The organism is Streptomyces sp. NPDC107765, from assembly GCF_055657085.1.
The window spans coordinates 58,737-75,602 of the sequence record NZ_JBVKBL010000020.1 but is presented as its reverse complement, the minus strand read 5'-3'; the positions used below and the strand labels follow the sequence as shown (position 1 = coordinate 75,602).

The 16,866-nt window shown below is 68.8% G+C and carries 16 protein-coding genes and 1 pseudogene; 5 read left to right on the top strand and 12 right to left on the bottom strand.

Features of this window, described 5'->3' with window-relative positions; translation table 11 throughout:
* Nucleotides 1–50: 50 nt before the first annotated feature.
* Entirely contained in the window at nucleotides 51–155 is a 105-nt protein-coding gene (locus ACZ7MX_RS34750; protein WP_472138074.1) for a hypothetical protein, read from the top strand.
* Nucleotides 156–446: 291 nt separating this feature from the next.
* Here the strand turns inward: ACZ7MX_RS34750 and ACZ7MX_RS34745 are convergent, their stop codons facing one another.
* The 7 genes and pseudogenes from ACZ7MX_RS34745 to ACZ7MX_RS34715 form a co-directional block, all read right to left on the bottom strand.
* Entirely contained in the window at nucleotides 447–782 is a 336-nt protein-coding gene (locus ACZ7MX_RS34745) for a hypothetical protein (protein WP_472138072.1), read from the bottom strand.
* 1,519 nt (nucleotides 783–2,301) lie between these two features.
* Nucleotides 2,302–2,946 carry a pentapeptide repeat-containing protein gene (locus ACZ7MX_RS34740; RefSeq protein ID WP_472138071.1) on the bottom strand — a complete coding sequence of 215 codons (645 nt, stop codon included), beginning with the start codon at nucleotides 2,944–2,946 and terminating at the stop codon, nucleotides 2,302–2,304.
* Nucleotides 2,943–3,278, bottom strand: a complete 336-nt coding sequence (locus ACZ7MX_RS34735; protein ID WP_472138069.1) for a hypothetical protein — start codon at nucleotides 3,276–3,278, stop codon at nucleotides 2,943–2,945. The genes ACZ7MX_RS34740 and ACZ7MX_RS34735 overlap by 4 nt, the downstream gene beginning before the upstream one ends.
* Nucleotides 3,275–3,706: a DUF6313 family protein gene (locus ACZ7MX_RS34730; RefSeq protein WP_472138067.1), complete on the bottom strand. Its 432-nt coding sequence runs from the start codon at nucleotides 3,704–3,706 to the stop codon at nucleotides 3,275–3,277. The genes ACZ7MX_RS34735 and ACZ7MX_RS34730 overlap by 4 nt, the downstream gene beginning before the upstream one ends.
* A 253-nt stretch (nucleotides 3,707–3,959) precedes the next feature.
* Nucleotides 3,960–4,529 (bottom strand): hypothetical protein, encoded by a 570-nt coding sequence (locus ACZ7MX_RS34725; protein WP_472138065.1) that lies wholly within the window; start codon nucleotides 4,527–4,529, stop codon nucleotides 3,960–3,962.
* Between the two features lie 523 nt (nucleotides 4,530–5,052).
* A complete protein-coding gene (locus ACZ7MX_RS34720; RefSeq protein ID WP_472138063.1) occupies nucleotides 5,053–6,426 on the bottom strand; it encodes an erythromycin esterase family protein in 1,374 nt (457 codons plus the stop codon).
* 453 nt (nucleotides 6,427–6,879) lie between these two features.
* Nucleotides 6,880–7,692, bottom strand: a pseudogene (locus ACZ7MX_RS34715) (IS982 family transposase); the annotation flags it as partial.
* 68 nt (nucleotides 7,693–7,760) lie between these two features.
* Here ACZ7MX_RS34715 and ACZ7MX_RS34710 point away from each other — a divergent pair.
* The 4 genes from ACZ7MX_RS34710 (at nucleotide 7,761) to ACZ7MX_RS34695 (ending at nucleotide 10,307) form a co-directional block, all read left to right on the top strand.
* Nucleotides 7,761–8,150: a hypothetical protein gene (locus tag ACZ7MX_RS34710; protein ID WP_472138060.1), complete on the top strand. Its 390-nt coding sequence runs from the start codon at nucleotides 7,761–7,763 to the stop codon at nucleotides 8,148–8,150.
* An 89-nt stretch (nucleotides 8,151–8,239) separates the two neighbouring features.
* A complete protein-coding gene (locus ACZ7MX_RS34705) occupies nucleotides 8,240–8,593 on the top strand; it encodes a hypothetical protein (protein ID WP_472138058.1) in 354 nt (117 codons plus the stop codon).
* 443 nt (nucleotides 8,594–9,036) lie between these two features.
* Complete coding sequence (locus tag ACZ7MX_RS34700) at nucleotides 9,037–9,615, top strand: restriction endonuclease (RefSeq protein ID WP_472138056.1); 579 nt, start codon at nucleotides 9,037–9,039, stop codon at nucleotides 9,613–9,615.
* Between the two features lie 14 nt (nucleotides 9,616–9,629).
* Nucleotides 9,630–10,307, top strand: a complete 678-nt coding sequence (locus ACZ7MX_RS34695) for an isochorismatase family protein (protein WP_472138054.1) — start codon at nucleotides 9,630–9,632, stop codon at nucleotides 10,305–10,307.
* 518 nt (nucleotides 10,308–10,825) lie between these two features.
* Here ACZ7MX_RS34695 and ACZ7MX_RS34690 read toward each other — a convergent pair.
* The 5 genes from ACZ7MX_RS34690 to ACZ7MX_RS34670 all read right to left on the bottom strand — a co-directional run bounded on the left by ACZ7MX_RS34690 (nucleotide 10,826) and on the right by ACZ7MX_RS34670 (nucleotide 16,752).
* Nucleotides 10,826–11,728 carry an alpha/beta fold hydrolase gene (locus ACZ7MX_RS34690; RefSeq protein WP_472138052.1) on the bottom strand — a complete coding sequence of 301 codons (903 nt, stop codon included), beginning with the start codon at nucleotides 11,726–11,728 and terminating at the stop codon, nucleotides 10,826–10,828.
* On the bottom strand, nucleotides 11,725–13,320 hold the full coding sequence (locus ACZ7MX_RS34685; RefSeq protein ID WP_472138050.1) for an ABC-F family ATP-binding cassette domain-containing protein: 1,596 nt from the start codon (nucleotides 13,318–13,320) through the stop codon (nucleotides 11,725–11,727). The genes ACZ7MX_RS34690 and ACZ7MX_RS34685 overlap by 4 nt, the downstream gene beginning before the upstream one ends.
* A gap of 120 nt (nucleotides 13,321–13,440) precedes the next feature.
* A complete protein-coding gene (locus tag ACZ7MX_RS34680; protein ID WP_472138048.1) occupies nucleotides 13,441–14,358 on the bottom strand; it encodes an SAM-dependent methyltransferase in 918 nt (305 codons plus the stop codon).
* A gap of 58 nt (nucleotides 14,359–14,416) precedes the next feature.
* Entirely contained in the window at nucleotides 14,417–15,391 is a 975-nt protein-coding gene (locus ACZ7MX_RS34675; RefSeq protein WP_472138046.1) for a diiron oxygenase, read from the bottom strand.
* Nucleotides 15,392–15,549: 158 nt separating this feature from the next.
* Entirely contained in the window at nucleotides 15,550–16,752 is a 1,203-nt protein-coding gene (locus tag ACZ7MX_RS34670; protein ID WP_472138044.1) for a multidrug effflux MFS transporter, read from the bottom strand.
* Nucleotides 16,753–16,866 lie beyond the last annotated feature (114 nt).

Sequence of the window (16,866 nt, the reverse complement as noted above, 5' to 3'; positions counted from 1 at the left end):
ACGAGTCGACCGCGCTCGCCATCGCCTACCGCCTGATCGCCCGCAGCAATATGTCCGGCCCCTCGGAGCCGTACCGGGTACCCGGCGAAGAGGGGGTGCGCGTGGCCATGTACGGCGACGGGATCCCCCTGCCAGCATCCGAAGAGGAGGGGTGACGCCATGTCACCGCGAGCGGGGCGCCGTCGGCGTCAGCGCGTCAGCGCCGGACGCCAGGTGCACCGGCTCCTACGGCCGGCGGCGGACTCTCCCGCAATGACCTGGGTAACCGTTTCTGACCTGCGCCAAATTGTAGAAACGGGCCCCGATTTGGGGCCCGTTTGCGGTGTCTGGGGGCCAGCCGCCAATTGGCGACCGTCAACAGCAAGCTAGCCGCGCCACGACGAACGGTTCGCCGGGCCGGTCAGCACAACGGTGCGGCCCCTATAGCCGTGACGATGCGTAGTGGCTCAACACACCACCGTCTTGCGGTACACCCCGTGTGAGCCCCATGACCAAAAGAAGTGTGACCCGTTGCGCAGCGTGTTGCACCGGCTGTCGAAGTCCCCGTCAACGAGAACCTTGACCCGCATGGTCTTGCCGCACCAGTTACTGACCCTGGCATAACGAAGGATCGTGTGGACGTGTCGGTGAATGCAAGCAGGCGCGGTGCCGCCTGCTGCAGCAATAGCAGTCTTCGGTGCGGCGGTCGCGGCGGTCGCGGCGGGTGCCGTGATGCCGAGGGTGGTCAATCCTACGAGCGCTGTGGTGGCTGCGAGCGCGCTGATCCGCTTGCTGGTGCTCATGTTCCGATTCCTCCCGGTGAGGCCGGGCGCCGCGGGTTGTCGCGACGTCCTCCGCTTACGCGTTCACGATGGGCGGCTGTCGGGTGGAAGGACCAGGGCCGTTGGACAAGTGACTCTCTCTTGGGACGTCCCCCCTGCGACGTGCTGCGACACCACGCGACGTGACGACGTGGTGGGACGGCGGGCCGATACGCTCACCGCGGCCCGTGCCGACTCCAGGCCAAGTTGATCAATCCAGGACACCTGTTCCACACCCAAGGATGTGGAGCGCGGGGTCAGGCACGATCGACGCGACCGGGTTCATGGGGGGCAGGGCAGGAAGTCAGCGGGGACGCCGACTCCGTACAGGTAAGAGCGTTCCTGCTCGAAGGCGGCGAGCGTGCGGCAGCCGCAGGTGAGCAGGCCGAGAAGCTACCGCGCGGCGGCCTGGTCGGTGCGGGCCGAGGTGAACGCTCCCTCGATCGCGGCCACGACGTCCCCCCCCATGCGTTGCGGTACGGGGAGGGCTCGTCACCGTCATAGGCGTAGTGGAGTGAGGGCTTGAGCGCAGAGCGGCGCGTCCGGGGGCGATGATCAGGCCGTCGGTGGCGAGCTGGAGCGCGGTAGCGTCGGGCCGTGGGAGGGCACCTCGGGGAGCGACGCACATGGTGGCGGCTGGTCAAGAAGTTCGGCGCCGACGAGACAGTGAGGCACGCCAGCCGACGTACTGGCAGGAGGCGTGGCGCACGATGATCTACGGCGCGGGACGTACGTCACCGTCGCGCGAGCACACTCAGTCACGAGCCTGCTCAGCTTGTTCTTCTCGGCTCGGTCAACGATCAGCCTCCAGCGGAGCTTGGGGGCAACCCAGTCGGTGGCATAGGTGCAGGTGGCGGTTTTGGCCGGCGGTATCCATTCGGCGGGGACTTTGTCGCCCTTGGCGCGGTTGGAGACAAGGCTGACAGCCACAGGGAACGGTTGGCACCGAGATCGTTTGCGTACTGCTCGCGTCGCTGAAAGTTCCACTTCGAGGCGCCGGAATCCCGGCCTTCAGCGAGCGGAACGACGTGGTCGACGTCGCGCTGCCCGGCATTGGAGAGGCTCTTGCCGTCATAGTAGGAGCGCCACGGGCCGCCGGTCAGTCGGCACTCTCTGCCCTGCCGGGGCTTCTTGGTTGCTTCAGCCAGGAGGACTTCCTCGCGGGTCTCGCAGCCGTCGTGATCAGCATCGGTCCACAGGTGGAACTTGGTGCGGGTGTAACGGGTGCGCGTCTCGTGGAGGTACGGGCCACAGAGAGCGATGTGCCTGCGGGACGCGTGTGGCCCGCAGGCCTAAGGCGGGGACGGTGCCAGTGCCCCCGGCGCCGTCATTTCTCGTGAACATCCACGCGCTTGTTAATCACGAACCGCTGCCGAAACTCGTCGACAAACGCTGCCCCTGAACGTGAACGAAGCCATCGAGCAGTTCCGCGGCGGCGTCATACCCGTACGGCTGCACGCCGTGGTGCTGAACGTACCTGGGATCGCTTGTGCTGGGGCTGTCACACCCGGACGGCGTCGCGGTCCCGGCTCGGTCCGCCGCGGCGCACCTGGTAGACGCCCGGACTCACCTGGTCGGAGTGCCCGGCGACATCCGATGCCAAGTTGGCAGGCCACAGAGTTTCCCGGTTCCAGATGGCTCCAACTGGAAGACGCATGTTTGTAGCATCCGTCAGCATCGCACCGCTCAGGTCAGCGCCGCCCAGGTCAGCGAGGCGCAGGTCAGCGCCGCTCAGGCCAGCGCCACTCAGCTTCGCGTCGCGCAGCCTCGCACGGCTCAGGTCCGCGCCACTCAGGTCCGCGCCACTCAGGTCCGCGCCGCTCAGGTCCGTGCCGCTCAGGTCCGCACGACGCAGGTCCGCGCGGATCAGGTCCGCACGGCTCAGGTCCGCGCCGCTCAGTTTCGCGTCGCTCAGGTCCGCACCGGTCAGGACCGCGCCGCTCAGGTCCAGCCGATCCGGAGCGGACTGCAGCCGGGGCTGGTCGAGGTAGGCGGCCACAGGTACTGGTTCGCGGGGCGTTTCCTCGGCGTGCTGGGTGATGGCTTCGGCGGTGGAAGCGATAGCCCAGGGCCGGGCATCGGGACAGGCGAGGTAGAGCAGTCCGCGCAGACGGGCTGCGTGCTCGGCGCGTTCGTCGTCCGTCATGTCACCTCCAGCGTTGGCCTAGGGCTCACAGCGGGGGCCTGCCGCATGACACAGATGGGACAGCGGTAGTCGGGCACGTTGCTGACCGACAGAAGGAATTGGATGGCCTCGTTCTCGGCCCGCTGCACGGTGGCTGCGGTACTGCCTCGCGAGGGCGCCGCCCCTCCCATAATGATCTCGATCAGACGGGTGAAGTGCTGTTCCGCCCGTTCCCAGTCGGTTTCGGCGTCCGGAGGGGCGGCGCCGTTGAGGCAGTGACGGGCGCCGAACGCCCGGACTGCCCTCTGGACGTTCTCGCTGCCCTGCTTGTACACGTCGTGCAGGGTGATCATGAGCCGTCTCCGGAGGCCGGCGGAGGGCTGGAGGGTGCGGCCAGGAGGCGTAGTTCGCTGAGCACGTCGCTCAGCTCGCGTGCGTGATGGGCCTTGATCTGCTCGGTGATGACGTAGCCGGCGGCCGCTCCGACGATGGCGGGGACTACGGCCCAGCCCATCAGGGACAGCAGCCATGCGCACCACTGGGGACGGACTTCGGCGGGCGAGGTGATGCCGAGCATCACCTCATAGGCGTCCGCCCAGCCGATCAGGAACCCGTTCAGGGCGTACAGCACCCCGCACGCTGCCAGCACTACGGCGCCGCGGCTGAGCAGCCAGAAGCCGAACTGAGGCAGGGCGTGCCGGTCGGCCCAGCGAGCCCGTAACCGCTGCCGTCGCCTCGGCGGCGGGGGGCCGCCAGGCGGAGGCAAAGGTTCGTGAGACACATCACCCAATGTAGTAGTGAGATTGCCTACTGGTCAGGTGAACGGCGGCTTCCCCAGAAGGAATTGAGGTGACCCGTTACAGCGCAGTGCGGCCGGGCCGAGCGGGGACGGGTACCACGCCGCAGGGTGCGGCCGACGACCCGGGCGCCGGAAAGGGTGGCAGGGAAGGCGTTTAGCGGCCTGTCAGCGTCCGCCCACTCAGCGGTAGTCCGGCCTCGGGGAACATCGGTACAGCGGTTATCGATGAGAACGATCATGGTCCGGGCGGCGCGAGTGTGCTGACCCGGTTCTCGTACTCGCGGCGGGCCTTGCGCTGGGCCGGGACCACCGGGACGCCCTGGGCGCCGTCGAGCGGCTGGCAGCGGTCGAGGAGCTGGCGGTGCACGGTGGGGACGGCGCTGACGCGCAGGGTGTAGCCCTCGCCGCGCCGTACGGTCATCCCCTGGTCGAGCGCGGCCCGCTCGGCGGGGTCCAGTTCGGTGGTGCGGAGGAAGTCGGCGACCTTGCCGGGCATCTCGAGGGTGACCGGCGGCTCCGGGGGGGCAACCTCCTCAATGGCAGTGTGGTCGGGCAGGAGGTCGACGACGGCCGTGCGGATCGCGCCGCGGCTGACGCCGTGGTCGCGGGCAAGGGCGGCGATCGAACGGCCCTCCAGGTAGGAGGTCCGGACGGTGTCGGTCGTCGTGGCCGGGACGGCCGGGCGGCGCCCGCCTTTGCTGCCCTTCGCCTCGGCTGCCCGCAGTCCGTCGTAGGTCTGCTCGCGCTGGAGCTCGCCGGCGGCGGCAAGGGTCTGCACCAGGTACCGCAGCGGCCGATCGCCCACTCGTGGTCGCTGTAATGGGCGAGCGCGGCACGCATCGCGGTCACGGTCGCCGGACGCTCGGGACGGTCCTCCTCCCAGTCCCGCTGTGGTCGGTCCGTGGCGTCCAGGCCGTCGGTGACCGCGCGTACCCCGCGCGAGCCAGTGACGATGCCGTCGCCTGCTTCGCGACCGCGGGCGTACCACTCGTCCAACCTGGCCGCGTTCCGCAATGCGTCCACGGGTTCACCCCGGCTGTGCCCCAGGGGCCCGCTTGCCGCCCATGCCGCTCGTCCGGCGCTCATTTTCGTGGGCCGACTGGTGCGTCATCCCGGCGGCCCCGCCGATCTGTCCCCAGGTCGCGCTGCACGCGGCTGGCGATCATCGCGCGCACGAGCAGGGGGCGAGCCGCATCCACACGGACGCGCAGGGGGGACGGAGGCCGACCAGGAGCTTCGCGGCGTCAGCCTCCGGTCCGCGACCAGGGCCCCGTACTCTGCTGGCGACCGCACCGCCCCCAGCCGAACCCCAACATCAGCCCGGCACCTCAGAGGCTGGTGGCCGCGTGGACCTGGTTGAGGTGGATCAGGATGTCGTATGCCTGGGTGATGGCGAGAGTGGGCAGCGGGTCCTTCTTGAACGACGAGCCGGCGTCGTAGGTGGGGCGGGGGGTGTTCAGCCAGGTGCGGCCCGCGGCGGGCAGGGTGCGCAGGTCGAGGTAGTAGTCGCGGTAGCGCACCCGGTCCAGGGTGTACTCCTGCATGTCGGGGGTGGCGGCGGGGACCGTGACCTTGTTCCAGGGGCTGCCAAGAGTGGTCGCGGTGAGGAAGGAGCCGCGGCCGAAGGTGAAGCCGATGGCGGCGTAGTCCCGGCCGAGGGCCTTGCGCAGGAAGACGCCCTGGGTCGTCGGGTACATCGCCGGGTCGCTGGACAGGTAGCCCACGTGGCCGTTGTGCGCTGAGAGCAGCATCTTGTCGCCGGTGCGACGGTGCCACCAGGCGGTGTTGTCGGCCATGACCCGGTCACGGAAGTGCTCCGCTTCGGAGACCGACGCCGGGTCGGAGAGGTCGAGCGCGGCGAACGCGAAGGTCTGGGCGATGCTCCGGGCGTGCTGCTCGGCCCATTCGTAGGCGTCGCCGCCGGCCCCCTTGTTCGCGGTGACCAGGTCGAACGCCTGCTGGGCGGTGGTGGCGTTCCGGCGGCGTTCGGCAACGGGCTTGCGCAGGTACGCGAAGACGTCGTTCGGGGGCCGCAGGCCCGCGTACAACTCTTCGAGGCGCGCGACGTCCTGGGGGCGGTTCGCGCGGACGTACGAGAGCACCCGGTCGAAGACGGCGTCGCCGAGCTTGGGCGCCCCGAGGTCGTTCCCCATGAAGTGGACCTTGCGGTCGGGGTGGCGGTCGTTGTACTGCCGCATCCAGCTGATGAGGCTGACGAACTCCTCGCGCTCCCAGGGCGATCCGGTCAGAGTCTCCTTGGCCACCTGCCGAGCGTCGCCCGGGCCGCCCTGGACGTACTCGTCGATCCGCAGACCGGCCGTCCAGCTCATCTCCAGGGCGAAGGTGGTGAAGCCCTTCTCCTCGACGAGGTGGCTGAAGACGCGCTGCTTCATGGCGAAGAATTCGTGCGAGCCGTGGGTCGCCTCGCCCAGCCCGACCACCTTGGTGTCGCCAATCATGGCGTCCAGCGCCCGCAGGTCGGAGGTGCTGCCGCCCGGTTCCGTCGAGCGCAGGTGGTGGGCGGCGCGCTCCAGCGCGCGGAGCGCGGCGGCCTGCTGGTCCTTCGCCCCCGTGAGGGCGGGTGCAGCAGGTGCGCTGGTCACGGCGGAGGCGGTCGGCGCCAGCAGGGCCACGGCTGCGAGGCCGGCCGTTGCTGCGAGCAGCAGCCTCCGTCGCCCGATCGCCTGGTGGTGCACGGTCATGATGAACTCCTCGGCACGGGCTCGTTTTCCGGACGGTGAAACGATCATGGCCTGAGCGAGGGTGGACCACACTGGTGGCTTCCTCCGGGCCTGGCCGGGGGATATCCCCCTATGCCACGTCCTTGGGGCTCTGCAGCCGGAGCGGCTCAGGGGCTGCGGGCGCTCGGGCAGGCAGGCCCGACGTTTAGGCGCACGGTGACCTGCACGCCCTGAGGGAGGATGGGCTTGGTGTCGCATTGTTGATGCCTGGCACCTTCGGGCCCTCATCGCCGGTACGGGGTGGCGCGCCGCGGGGTGACGGCGTGCCGCCCTGGCTCATGCGGGATGCATGCTGCTGTCCGCGCTGCGGGACTGGACACGGGACTCCCCCACGGCGGCGGTGCCGGGCATCGCCCGCAGCATCATCCGGTTCACCGTGAACGTCATCCCGGACCCCGACCACGCGACACCGCCAAGGCGGGCTATGACCCCTCCGGGTGTGCGCCCTCGGTGCCGTTCGAGGTCAAGCTGTCCTTTGAAGGTCTCGTTGATCGATTTGATGACCTGCCGCAGCGGCTTGAACAGGGCTGGCCGTTCCCGTTCACCTTTACGGGCCGGCCGCAGCAACTGGGCTCCATGCTCGGACAGTTCGCGTTCGAAACCACGGCCGAAGTGGTTCTTGTCGCCGATGAGAGTCTGTCCGTGGCGCTCTCGCAGGAGCTCGCATTCGGCGGCCGGGAGGTCGAGGAGGGTCTCGCGTTCGTCGACCTTGGCCCCGGTCAGGGCGAAGGTGATGGGCAGGCCCTGAAGGGTGCAGACCAGGTGCAGGCGCAGGCCCCAGAAGAAGCGCCTGTGGCTGGCGCAGTAGCCGTATTCGGTCCAGCCTGCCAGGTCGGAGCGTTTGATGGTCTCGCGGGAGCGGCTGCATTCCACCGGGGTGGAGTCCACGACCCATACGTCGTCGCTCCACACCGAGGTGGTGGCCAGGATCCGGTTGATGCTTCGTATCAGACCGGCGGCCTTGCGCAGCCGCTTGTTGTAGCCGGGCTGCTGGGGCAGGTAGGGGAAGAGGTGGAGCAGGTGGGCACGGGCATGGCGGAGCCCTTTGGCCTCGGAGGTGAAGCCGAGTATGGCCATGCATCGTGGCGAGGGTAACCAGTTCGGCATCGCTCAGGGGGGGCGTAATGCCGACCGGCGGGCGCCACGGCGCCAGGTCGGGAGCTCTTTCAGGATGTCGTCGGTCCTCGCATAGAGTGCTGTCGCGAGGGTGTCCACGTCGTTCGCCAGGACGATCTTGGACACCCTCGTTCTCGTTTCCGCAGGCACCCCTTGGACCACACCACCAGGAGGAACCGGTGTCATACCCGCAACCGCTCACCCCCGAGGAGCAACTCGCCGACGCGAAGAAGCAGATGAACCTCCCGCGTATCGTCGTGATCTGCGGCTCCACCCGCTTCATGACCGAGATGACCGAGGCCGACCTGCGGGAGACCAAAGCCGGAAGGATCGTCGTCAAGCCGGGTTGCGACATGAAGTCTCCGCACGAACTTTGGTCCGATCCCCTCGAGGCCGAGGCGCTGAAGGTTCGACTCGACGATCTGCACCGGGCGAAGATCCGGCTCGCTGATGAGGTGCTCGTAGTCGGCGACTACATCGGAGACAGCACCCGAGCCGAAATCGCCTACGCCCGGTCGCTGGGCAAGCCCGTGCGGTTCACACACCCCGAAGTCGACCCCGACGCCTGACCGCCCGCCCCCACACCTCCGCAGGCACCCCTCCAGTGTGGCTTCGTGATCGCGTCGGTGGTGTCAGTGGCGCCCCTTACTGTGCGGGCATGGGCTATGGCGTGCACATCACCAGGCGTACGCCGTGGTGGGAGGACGAGGGCGAGCAGATCACGACGCAGGAGTGGGCGGCGGTGGTCGCTGCCGACCCGGAACTGGAGATGGTTCAGGTGGCCCGGGTTTCTCCGCGGGGCCAGGACGCAGTGTTGGAGTACCGGCACGAGTGGCTGGCCCAGATGGTCACCCACCCCGAACGGGACACTCACGGTGCCTGCTTGGACTGGAGGGAGGGGCAGATCGTGGTGAAGCACCCGGATGAACTCCTTCTCAAGAAGATGCGGGAGATCGCTGGGGTGCTGGGGGCGCGCGTCCAGGGCGACGACTGCGAGTACTACGACGAGTGAACGCTGCCCGCCCGCAGCAGGTCCGGGGTCCGGTGACCGGCATACTCGGCCAACTGCCAGCCGTTACAGTCCCCGCAGGTAGTCCCGCATCCGCCACCGCACCTACACCACCCAGCTCAAGACACGAACCGCTGCTGGAGTGCTACCACTCCCCCGCTGCCGAAGTGGCGGGAGGTCTCCCGACCGCCCACGTCGTAGGCGAAAGTCAGCTGACCGAACGGGTTGGTGAGGCTGGTCGGTTGGTTGTTGGCGTCGTGGGTCCCATCGAACACCTGCTGCCGGCCATCGAGACTGCCGGACTCCCTCCAGCCCCGGCGTCCGCATGAGCGAGGCCGTACGGCACGGCACCCGCTCCCGCCCCCACCGCTGCGCATCCAGCGGATGGACGAGCCTCGAAATGGGGAGAGACCAGGCGGCGCAGCCACAAGGTGAGGGGAGCACGCATGGGGACGGTGCTGTTGGCGGCGTTAGCCACGGTCGCACTCGCAGTCGTCGTCGCGGGGCTCGTGCGCGCCGGACGACGCGAGGCCCGGGCCGAGAAGAGCCGACTGGCCAAGGACGCACAGCTCCAAGCCAGGCGCTCCCTGGCGGCGGTGTGGGCGATGGACGACCGCGCCTTCGAGGAGTACGTCGCCGAGCTGTGCCACCGCGACGGCTGCACCAAGGTGGAGCGCGTGGGCGGCTCGGGCGACCTCGGGGCCGACGTGATCGGCTATCTGCCGGACGGCAGGAAAATCGTCGTGCAGTGCAAACGCTTCGCCAAGCACCGCTCGGTCGGAAGCCGCGACATCCAGACGTTCAACGGCACCGCCCGCGCCGAACACGGCGCCGACGTACCGGTGTTCGTGGCGTCGTGCGTCTTCACACGGCCGGCCCGGGACTTCGCCGCGCGGCACGGTCTGTGCCTCATCGATGTCGACCTGCTCGGCTTCTGGAACAGCGGCACCACCCTCAGCTCCCTGGTGGAACTCGACATCGGCCGGTCCGGCAACCACCGCAAGCTGAGCCCCGACCCCGACTGACAAGGACACCCACCGTGCAGGAGAGCGAGACCCGCTTACACGCGTGGCGCATCGAAGAGCGGGAGTACCGGCGCCAGGAGCAACGGCGCGGCCGCCGCTTCGCCTATCCCCATCTCACGCCCGCCCGCACTGCGCTGGTCGTCATCGACATGGTGCCGTTCTTCGTCGACGCCAACCCACACGCGCGTGGCATCGTCCCGAACATCCAACAGCTCGCCGACCGGCTGCGTGCGGCCGGCGGAACGGTCGCGTGGGTGCTGCCCGCACGCACCGAACGCACCCCGGTCGGCGACGAGTTCCACGGCCCCGAAGCGGCCGAGATGTTCCGCAACTCCGGCGGCACCGGGCCGCTGCCTGGCCGGCTGTGGCCGGGCCTCGCCACCGGTCCCGGCGACATCTTCGTGGAGAAGAGCGTGCCGAGCGCCTTCTTCCCGGGCCGCTGCTCGCTCCCGGACCTCCTGGAAGAACACCACATCGACACCGTCCTGGTCACCGGCACGGTCACCCAGGTGTGCTGTGAGTCCTCGGCTCGCGACGCGTCCGCGCTCGGGTATCGGGTGGTCATGGTCGCCGACGCCAACGCGACCGGCCGCGATCAGGATCACAACGCCACGCTCGCCACGATCTACCGCTCCTTCGGCGACGTGCGCCCCACGGCAGAGGTCCTCACCATGATCGGGGCAGCGCTGTAAGGCACCGCCAGCGTCTCAGAGCTCGGCAAGCGGGTGTTCATTGGAGGGAGGCAATCCGTGAAACTGCTCTCCGAATCGGTCACGGGGCGCTCGCACCACCTTTCATGGCACTCACTTCGTCTGTGATCCTCCGCAATTGCTTGGCTGACAGTTGCCCGGCGTGGGTCATCAGGGTGATGCCCTCGTCCCGCGTCTCTCACAAGGACTTCGAAGGTCTCCATCTGCAATGCGGCCAGCTCCTCGCCCTGGAGGTCCAGCACGAGCGGATGACCGACGAAGCCTGGCGGCAACGGCACCAGGACTACCGGGCCGCTCACATCGTCGACGTCTGGTTCTGGCGACGCAACGGTGCGACCATCCCCCACGTCGTTTTCGAGGCCGGTCAGCCCGTGTGGTTTCTCTCCCCACCGAGCGGACAGTCGAGGTCGCGCTCGCCAAGAGCCACCCGCAGCGCAACCGGTGGTGGCTTCGTGCCGGCGCGCGTACCCGGGCACGCCGCGCAGACAACCCGTGGTGCCTCACCCCTCGTCGTGCCCCAGCAGCGTGCGCAGCACGTCTTCCGCGTGGGTCCAGAGGAGCAGCCCGCCGGCGTTCCGGACGAGGTGGCGGTGGGCCAGGGGGAGGTCGCGGACGAGGGGTTCGCTCAGGTGGTGGGAGTGGAACATGCTGGTGTCGTGCTCGCCGTACCAGAGGTCGACCGGGACCGTGATGTCGGTGAGCGTGAAGGGCCAGCGGCACATGGTCAGTACGGTGTCGCGGGCGAAGCCGCCGGGGCCCTGGGTGAAGCCTTCCTCGATCGCCCGGCGGAAGGCGTGGGCGAAGGCCGGGTGGTGGAAGACCGCGCGATCGGCGGGGGCGCAACCGGCCGTCACCAGGTCCCACATCGAGGCGGCGCTCGCTGACGCCGCGACCGTCGCTTCGGCGCCTTCGGGGTCGTGGGCCACGGCGGCCACCATGGCGCGTACGTCCGGTGCGAGGGCGTCGGCCAGTTCGGGGGCGGCCGGTTCGGCGCTGCCCGAGACGGCCGATACCGCGGTGGCCAGGCCGTGGGCCGCGCAGGCCAGTGCGAAGGGGACGCCCTGGGAGTAGCCGACCAGGTGGGGGCGGCGGATGCTACGGGCCTCAAGGAGGGCGGCCACATCGTCGGCCCAGTCGGTCAGGGTGCGGCCGGGCGCGGGGTCGGAGGCGCCGAGGCCGGGGCGGTCCACGGAGAGCAGGCGGACGCCCAGGTCGGCGAGCAGATGCGTGCCGAATCCGAGGCTGCGGCCGGTGGCGCCCCCGGGGCACAGCAGCACCGGCCGGCCGTCGGGCGGCCCCCATTCCGCCCAGGCCAGCCGGCGCCCGTCGGGCAGCGCGGTGCGGCCGAGCCGGGCGGGGGCGTCGATGCCCAGTGGGGGCCCTTCGTGTGCGGCGGGGGTCATGCGAGGGCCACGAGGTCGGCGTACTCGTCGCCCCACAGGTCCTCGACGCCGTCCGGGAGGAGGATGATCCGCTCCGGTTGGAGGGCGTCGACGGCGCCCTCGTCGTGCGTCACCAGGACGACCGCGCCGGTGTAGGTGCGCAGGGCGCCGAGGATCTCCTCGCGGCTGGCCGGGTCGAGGTTGTTGGTGGGTTCGTCGAGCAGCAGGACGTTGGCGGAGGAGACGACCAGGGTGGCGAGGGCGAGCCGGGTCTTCTCGCCGCCGGACAGCACCCGGGCGGGCTTGTCCACGTCATCGCCCGAGAACAGGAAGGAGCCGAGGACCTTGCGGATCTCGGCCAGGTCCATGCCGGGCGCGGCGGTGCGCATGTTCTCCAGTACGGTGCGGTCGCCGTCGAGGGTCTCGTGTTCCTGGGCGTAGTAGCCGCATTTGAGGCCGTGTCCGGGGATCACCTTGCCGGTGTCGGGGGTGTCGACGCCGGCGAGGAGGCGCAGCAGGGTGGTCTTGCCGGCGCCGTTGAGGCCCAGGATGACGACCCGGGAGCCCTTGTCGATGGCCAGGTTGACATCGGTGAAGATCTCCAGGGAGCCGTACGACTTGGACAGGCCCTCGGCGGTGAGCGGGGTCCGGCCGCACGGTGCGGGCTCGGGGAAGCGGAGTTTGGCCACCTTGTCGGCGTGCCGCTCGGGTTCCAGGTCCTGCAGGAGCTTCTCGGCGCGGCGGGCCATGTTCTGTGCGGCGACCGCCTTGGTGCCGGCGCGCAGCCGGTTGGCCTGGTAGCTGAGGGCCGAGGCCTTCTTCTCGGCGTTGGCGCGCTCGCGCTTGCGGCGGCGCTCGTCGGCGGCCCGCTGGGCCTGGTACTGCTTCCAGCCCATGTTGTAGACGTCGATGGTGGTGCGGTTGGCGTCCAGGTGGAAGACCTTGTTGACGACGGTCTCGACGAGGTCGATGTCGTGCGAGATGACGACGAACCCGCCCTGGTAGGTCTTGAGGAAGTCGCGCAGCCAGAGGATGGAGTCCGCGTCGAGGTGGTTGGTGGGCTCGTCCAGCAGCAGGATGTCGGCGTCGGAGAAGAGGATGCGGGCGAGTTCGACGCGGCGGCGCTGGCCGCCGGAGAGGGTGTGCAGGGGCTGTTCGAGGACGCGGTCGGGCAGGCCCAGGCTGGCGGCGATGGTGGCGGCCTCCGCCTCGGTGGCGTATCCGCCCTTGGCCAGGAACTCGGTCTCCAGCCGCTCGTACCTCTTCAGCGCCTTCTCCCGGGCGGCGCCCCGGCCGGTGGCGATCCGCTCCTGGCACTCGCGGATCGACCGGAGCACGGTGTCCAGGCCACGGGCGGAGAGCACCCGGTCGAGCGCCAGCACGTCGAGGTCGCCGGTGCGCGGGTCCTGCGGCAGGTAGCCGATGTCGCCGGTGCGGGTGACGGTGCCGTCGGCGGGCAGGCCCTCCCCCGCGAGGACCTTGGTGAGGGTGGTCTTGCCTGCGCCGTTGCGGCCGACCAGGCCGATGCGGTCGCCGCGGGCAACGCGGAAGGACGCCGACTCGATGAGGACGCGAGCGCCGGCGCGCAGTTCGAGACCGGTGGCGGTGATCATGAGAAGTGGGGCTCCAGGGCCGTAGTTCGGGTGGTGCGAGGGTGGGCGCGCGGCGGCCGGTGCGAGTCGTCGCTCCGGCCGCCGCGGCCCGTCGGGGCGGGGGTCAGGTGAGCGCGGGCGTCACTTGACCGCGGTGACGATGGGCAGTACGCCCTGCGGGCTGTAGCGGATGTCCGCCACGCTCAGGCCGGCGGCCGCCAGCTGGCCGCGTACCTCCTCCTCGCTGGAGAAGTTCAGGTAGGTGGCCTGGATGATGTCGCCCATGATGGACAGTTCGCGGCGCAGGTCGGCCTCGGCGATCTGGTACTTCTGCCAGGCCGCGGCCTGCTCGGGGGCCTCCCACGGGGGCGGGGGCGGCGGGGTGAGGAAGCTCAGCAGCAGCCGGCCGCCGGGGCGGAGCGCCTGGTGGAAGCTGCGGTAGAGGTCGGTGAGCCGCTGCGGGTCCGACTCGTACATGTTGAGGCCGTTGCTGACGATGAGGTCGAACTCGCCGCCCACGCCGAGGTTCCAGGCGTCGCGTACGTGGAAGGTGGTGTGCTCGGCGAGGCCGCGTTCGGCGGCGTTCTTGCGGGCGTAGCCGATGGATTCCTCGTCGAGGTCGATCCCGACGAGGCGGAAGCCGGTGACGCCGTCGTAGTCCTGCTGGAGGAGGTCGTCCATGACGCCGCACGGGATGGACGCGAGAGCGGCGCCGTCGGTGATGCGGGCGGCGATCTCCTCCTTGAAGCGGTGGTAGCGCTCGCGAGCCTGGCACAGCAGGGAGTTGTTGAGCAGCCAGTGCTCCAGCGGCGTGGTCGGGCCGGTGGGCTCGTTGCGGAAGATGTAGGAGGTCCAGTAGCCGTTGAGGCCGCGGTTGTGCAGCAGGAAGCGGCCGAGCTCGAACTGCGTCAGCTGTGCGAGGAGTTCGAGGGTTTCGTCCAGCGGCAGTACGAGTCTGTCGGCCTGCCGGAGGCGTTGCTCGATTTCCGCGGCGATTTCCTTGGTGCGCCGGTCGTCGTCGACCTTGGTGGTGGTGTGGTGCGAAATCGTGGAATTCATGGTGTTCCTCGTCGGTCCCGGACGGTTTCCGGTACGGGTGCAGGGTGGGCGGTGCGGGTCAGACGTTCCAGCCGATCCGGGTGAAACCGGCGCGGACGGAGGGGTGGTCGAGCATTCCCGCGTTGCGGAACGCACGCAGGACGTTCTTGACGATCGGCACGTCCGGGGTGATCTCGAATCCGGCGTAGAGCGCTTCCACGGATGTGCGGGCCTGCTCGCGGTCCTCGATGAAGGAGCCGAGCAATTCGATGTTGAAGAGCTTCTCCGATTCGACGGAGAGGTACAGGAGCGTGAAGTCGGCGAGGTGGATACCGATGGCCTGCCGGTAGTCCTCGGGTATCTCGGCCCACAGGTAGGTCATCAGGTCGTAGAAGAACGCGTAGTGCCGGGACTCGTCGTTCATGTGGTCGTTGACGTAGTACTTGATCGACGGATGGACGCCGGGGCTGTTGAAGAACTCCACGAGTTCGCGGACGAGCGTGGTCTCGAAACAGCAGTTGGCGAGGATTTCGAAGATGTCGTGGTACTTCGGGTCGAGCTGCTTCTTGGTCTCGATGACCGCGCGCCGCGAGTCGGATATCGGGTAGTCGAGCGGCTTGAGGTCCGGGTAGTGCTCCTGCAGTTGCAGGATCATGTCCTGGGCGATGTAGACGTGGTAGTACTCGTCGATGATCACCGAGTAGGTGTTGAGCTTGGTCTCCTCGGAGAACTCCACCGGAAGGTCCGCGTAGAGGATTTTCGAGCAGGCCGAGACGATTTCCTTGATTTCCAGGTTCACGATGTCGTGCAGGTACTTGTAGAAGGACTGCACGAGGATGTCGTTCTTGGCCTTCGCGCCGAGCGAGGCGACCTCGTCGGCCAGCAGCAGCGGCTGCTTGTCCTCGGGGAAGAAGTAGCCCTCCTCCTCGAAGTCGATGGTCTTGCGCGGGCGGGTACGGACGGAGGAGCGGGACTCCCAGCGGACGGTGTACTCGCCGGTCAGGCTGGACAGCGTCCGTACGGTTTCGGGGGTTTCCTGGCCTTTGGCGTTCATGACGGGCCTCTTTCCGGGCGCGGGGTATCGCGGTGCGGCCCCGCGCCCCTGGTGCGGGTGCATCCGCACGGCGGCTGCCGGTGGGCGCCGCCGTGCGGACGAAGGGGGGAGAGAAGGAAGGGTGGGAAGCCGAACTTCCCGTCGGTGGACGGTGGTGGTCAGCCGGCCTCGGGCACCGGCTCGGCTTCCACCTGGTCCGCCGCGCTCTGCTTCGGTTTGACGAAGGCCAGGGGCGCGGCGATGAGCACGGCGACGGCCATCACCCCGGCGGTCACGATGGAGTCACCGGTGAACAGGCTGCTGGCGACGCCGGTGAGCAGCGTCACCAGCAGCGCTCGTCCGCTCATGTTCAGCGAGGACGCGGCGCCCTGGAGCTCCGGGAAGACCGCCAGGGAGCGTCCAAAGATGACCGGGTAGACCGCGGCGAAGCCGACGCAGAAGACGGCGATGGGGCCGGTGGTCGCCCATGCGCCCTGGCCGAACACCAGGAACAGGGCGATGCCGAGGACGGTGGCGGCGATGCTGTAGACCACCGTGCGCTCCGGGCCGCCCAGCACCCCGATGAGCTTCGAGGCGAACAGGCTGGTCACCGCGAACGAGGCCACGATGATCAGCAGATGGCCGGCGAAGCCGATCGTGGACAGCCCGTAGGTGTCGGTGTAGAGGAACGAGCTGGACGCGATGAACACCATGTAGGCGGCGAACAGCAGACTGGGGACGACCGAGGCCGCGAGGAACTCCTTGCTGGACAGCAGCTTGCGGTAGTCCGCCCCGACCTGACGGACGGTCACCTTGGTGCGTTCGCCCTTGGTCTCGGGCAGGAAGCATGCCATCAGCAGCAGGGAGACCAGGGTGATGCCGCAGACGGTGGCGTAGTTGCCGCGCCAGCCGATCGTGCGGTTGATGAGTCCGCCGAGCGCGGGCGCCGCCGTCATGAAGGTGGACATCGCGGCGTTGGTGAGCCCGAACATCTTGAACAGTTCGGTGCCTTGGTAGACGTCGCCGATGATGACGAAGACCAGGACCACGGAGGTGCTGGCGCCGACACCCTGGACGAGCCGGGAGCCGAGCAGGAACTCGATGTTCGGCGCAATGGCGCAGCCCAGCGCGCCGGCCAGCATGATCGTGTTGCCGATCAGCATGACCTTGCGCCGGCCGAACCGGTCCGAGAGCGGGCCGTAGACCAGGGCGCCGAGGCAGTAGCCGAAGAAGTTGTAGGTGATCGTCAGCTGTACCGAGGACTCGGACGCTGTGAGGCTGTGGGCGATGTCCGGGAAGCTGGGCACGGACATGTCGAGTTCCATGATCGTGCCGATGAGCGTCACGACCAAAAGGGCAGGCAGATATCTGTGTTGTTTCATGGCCTCATGAAGGACGGACCTGATGGGAAGAAGGATTGCGGGCACGCTGAGCAGAGCCGTGCCGGGGTCGGCAGGCTCTGCGGTGCGGCTATGGTCTTCGGACCAAAGGCCACC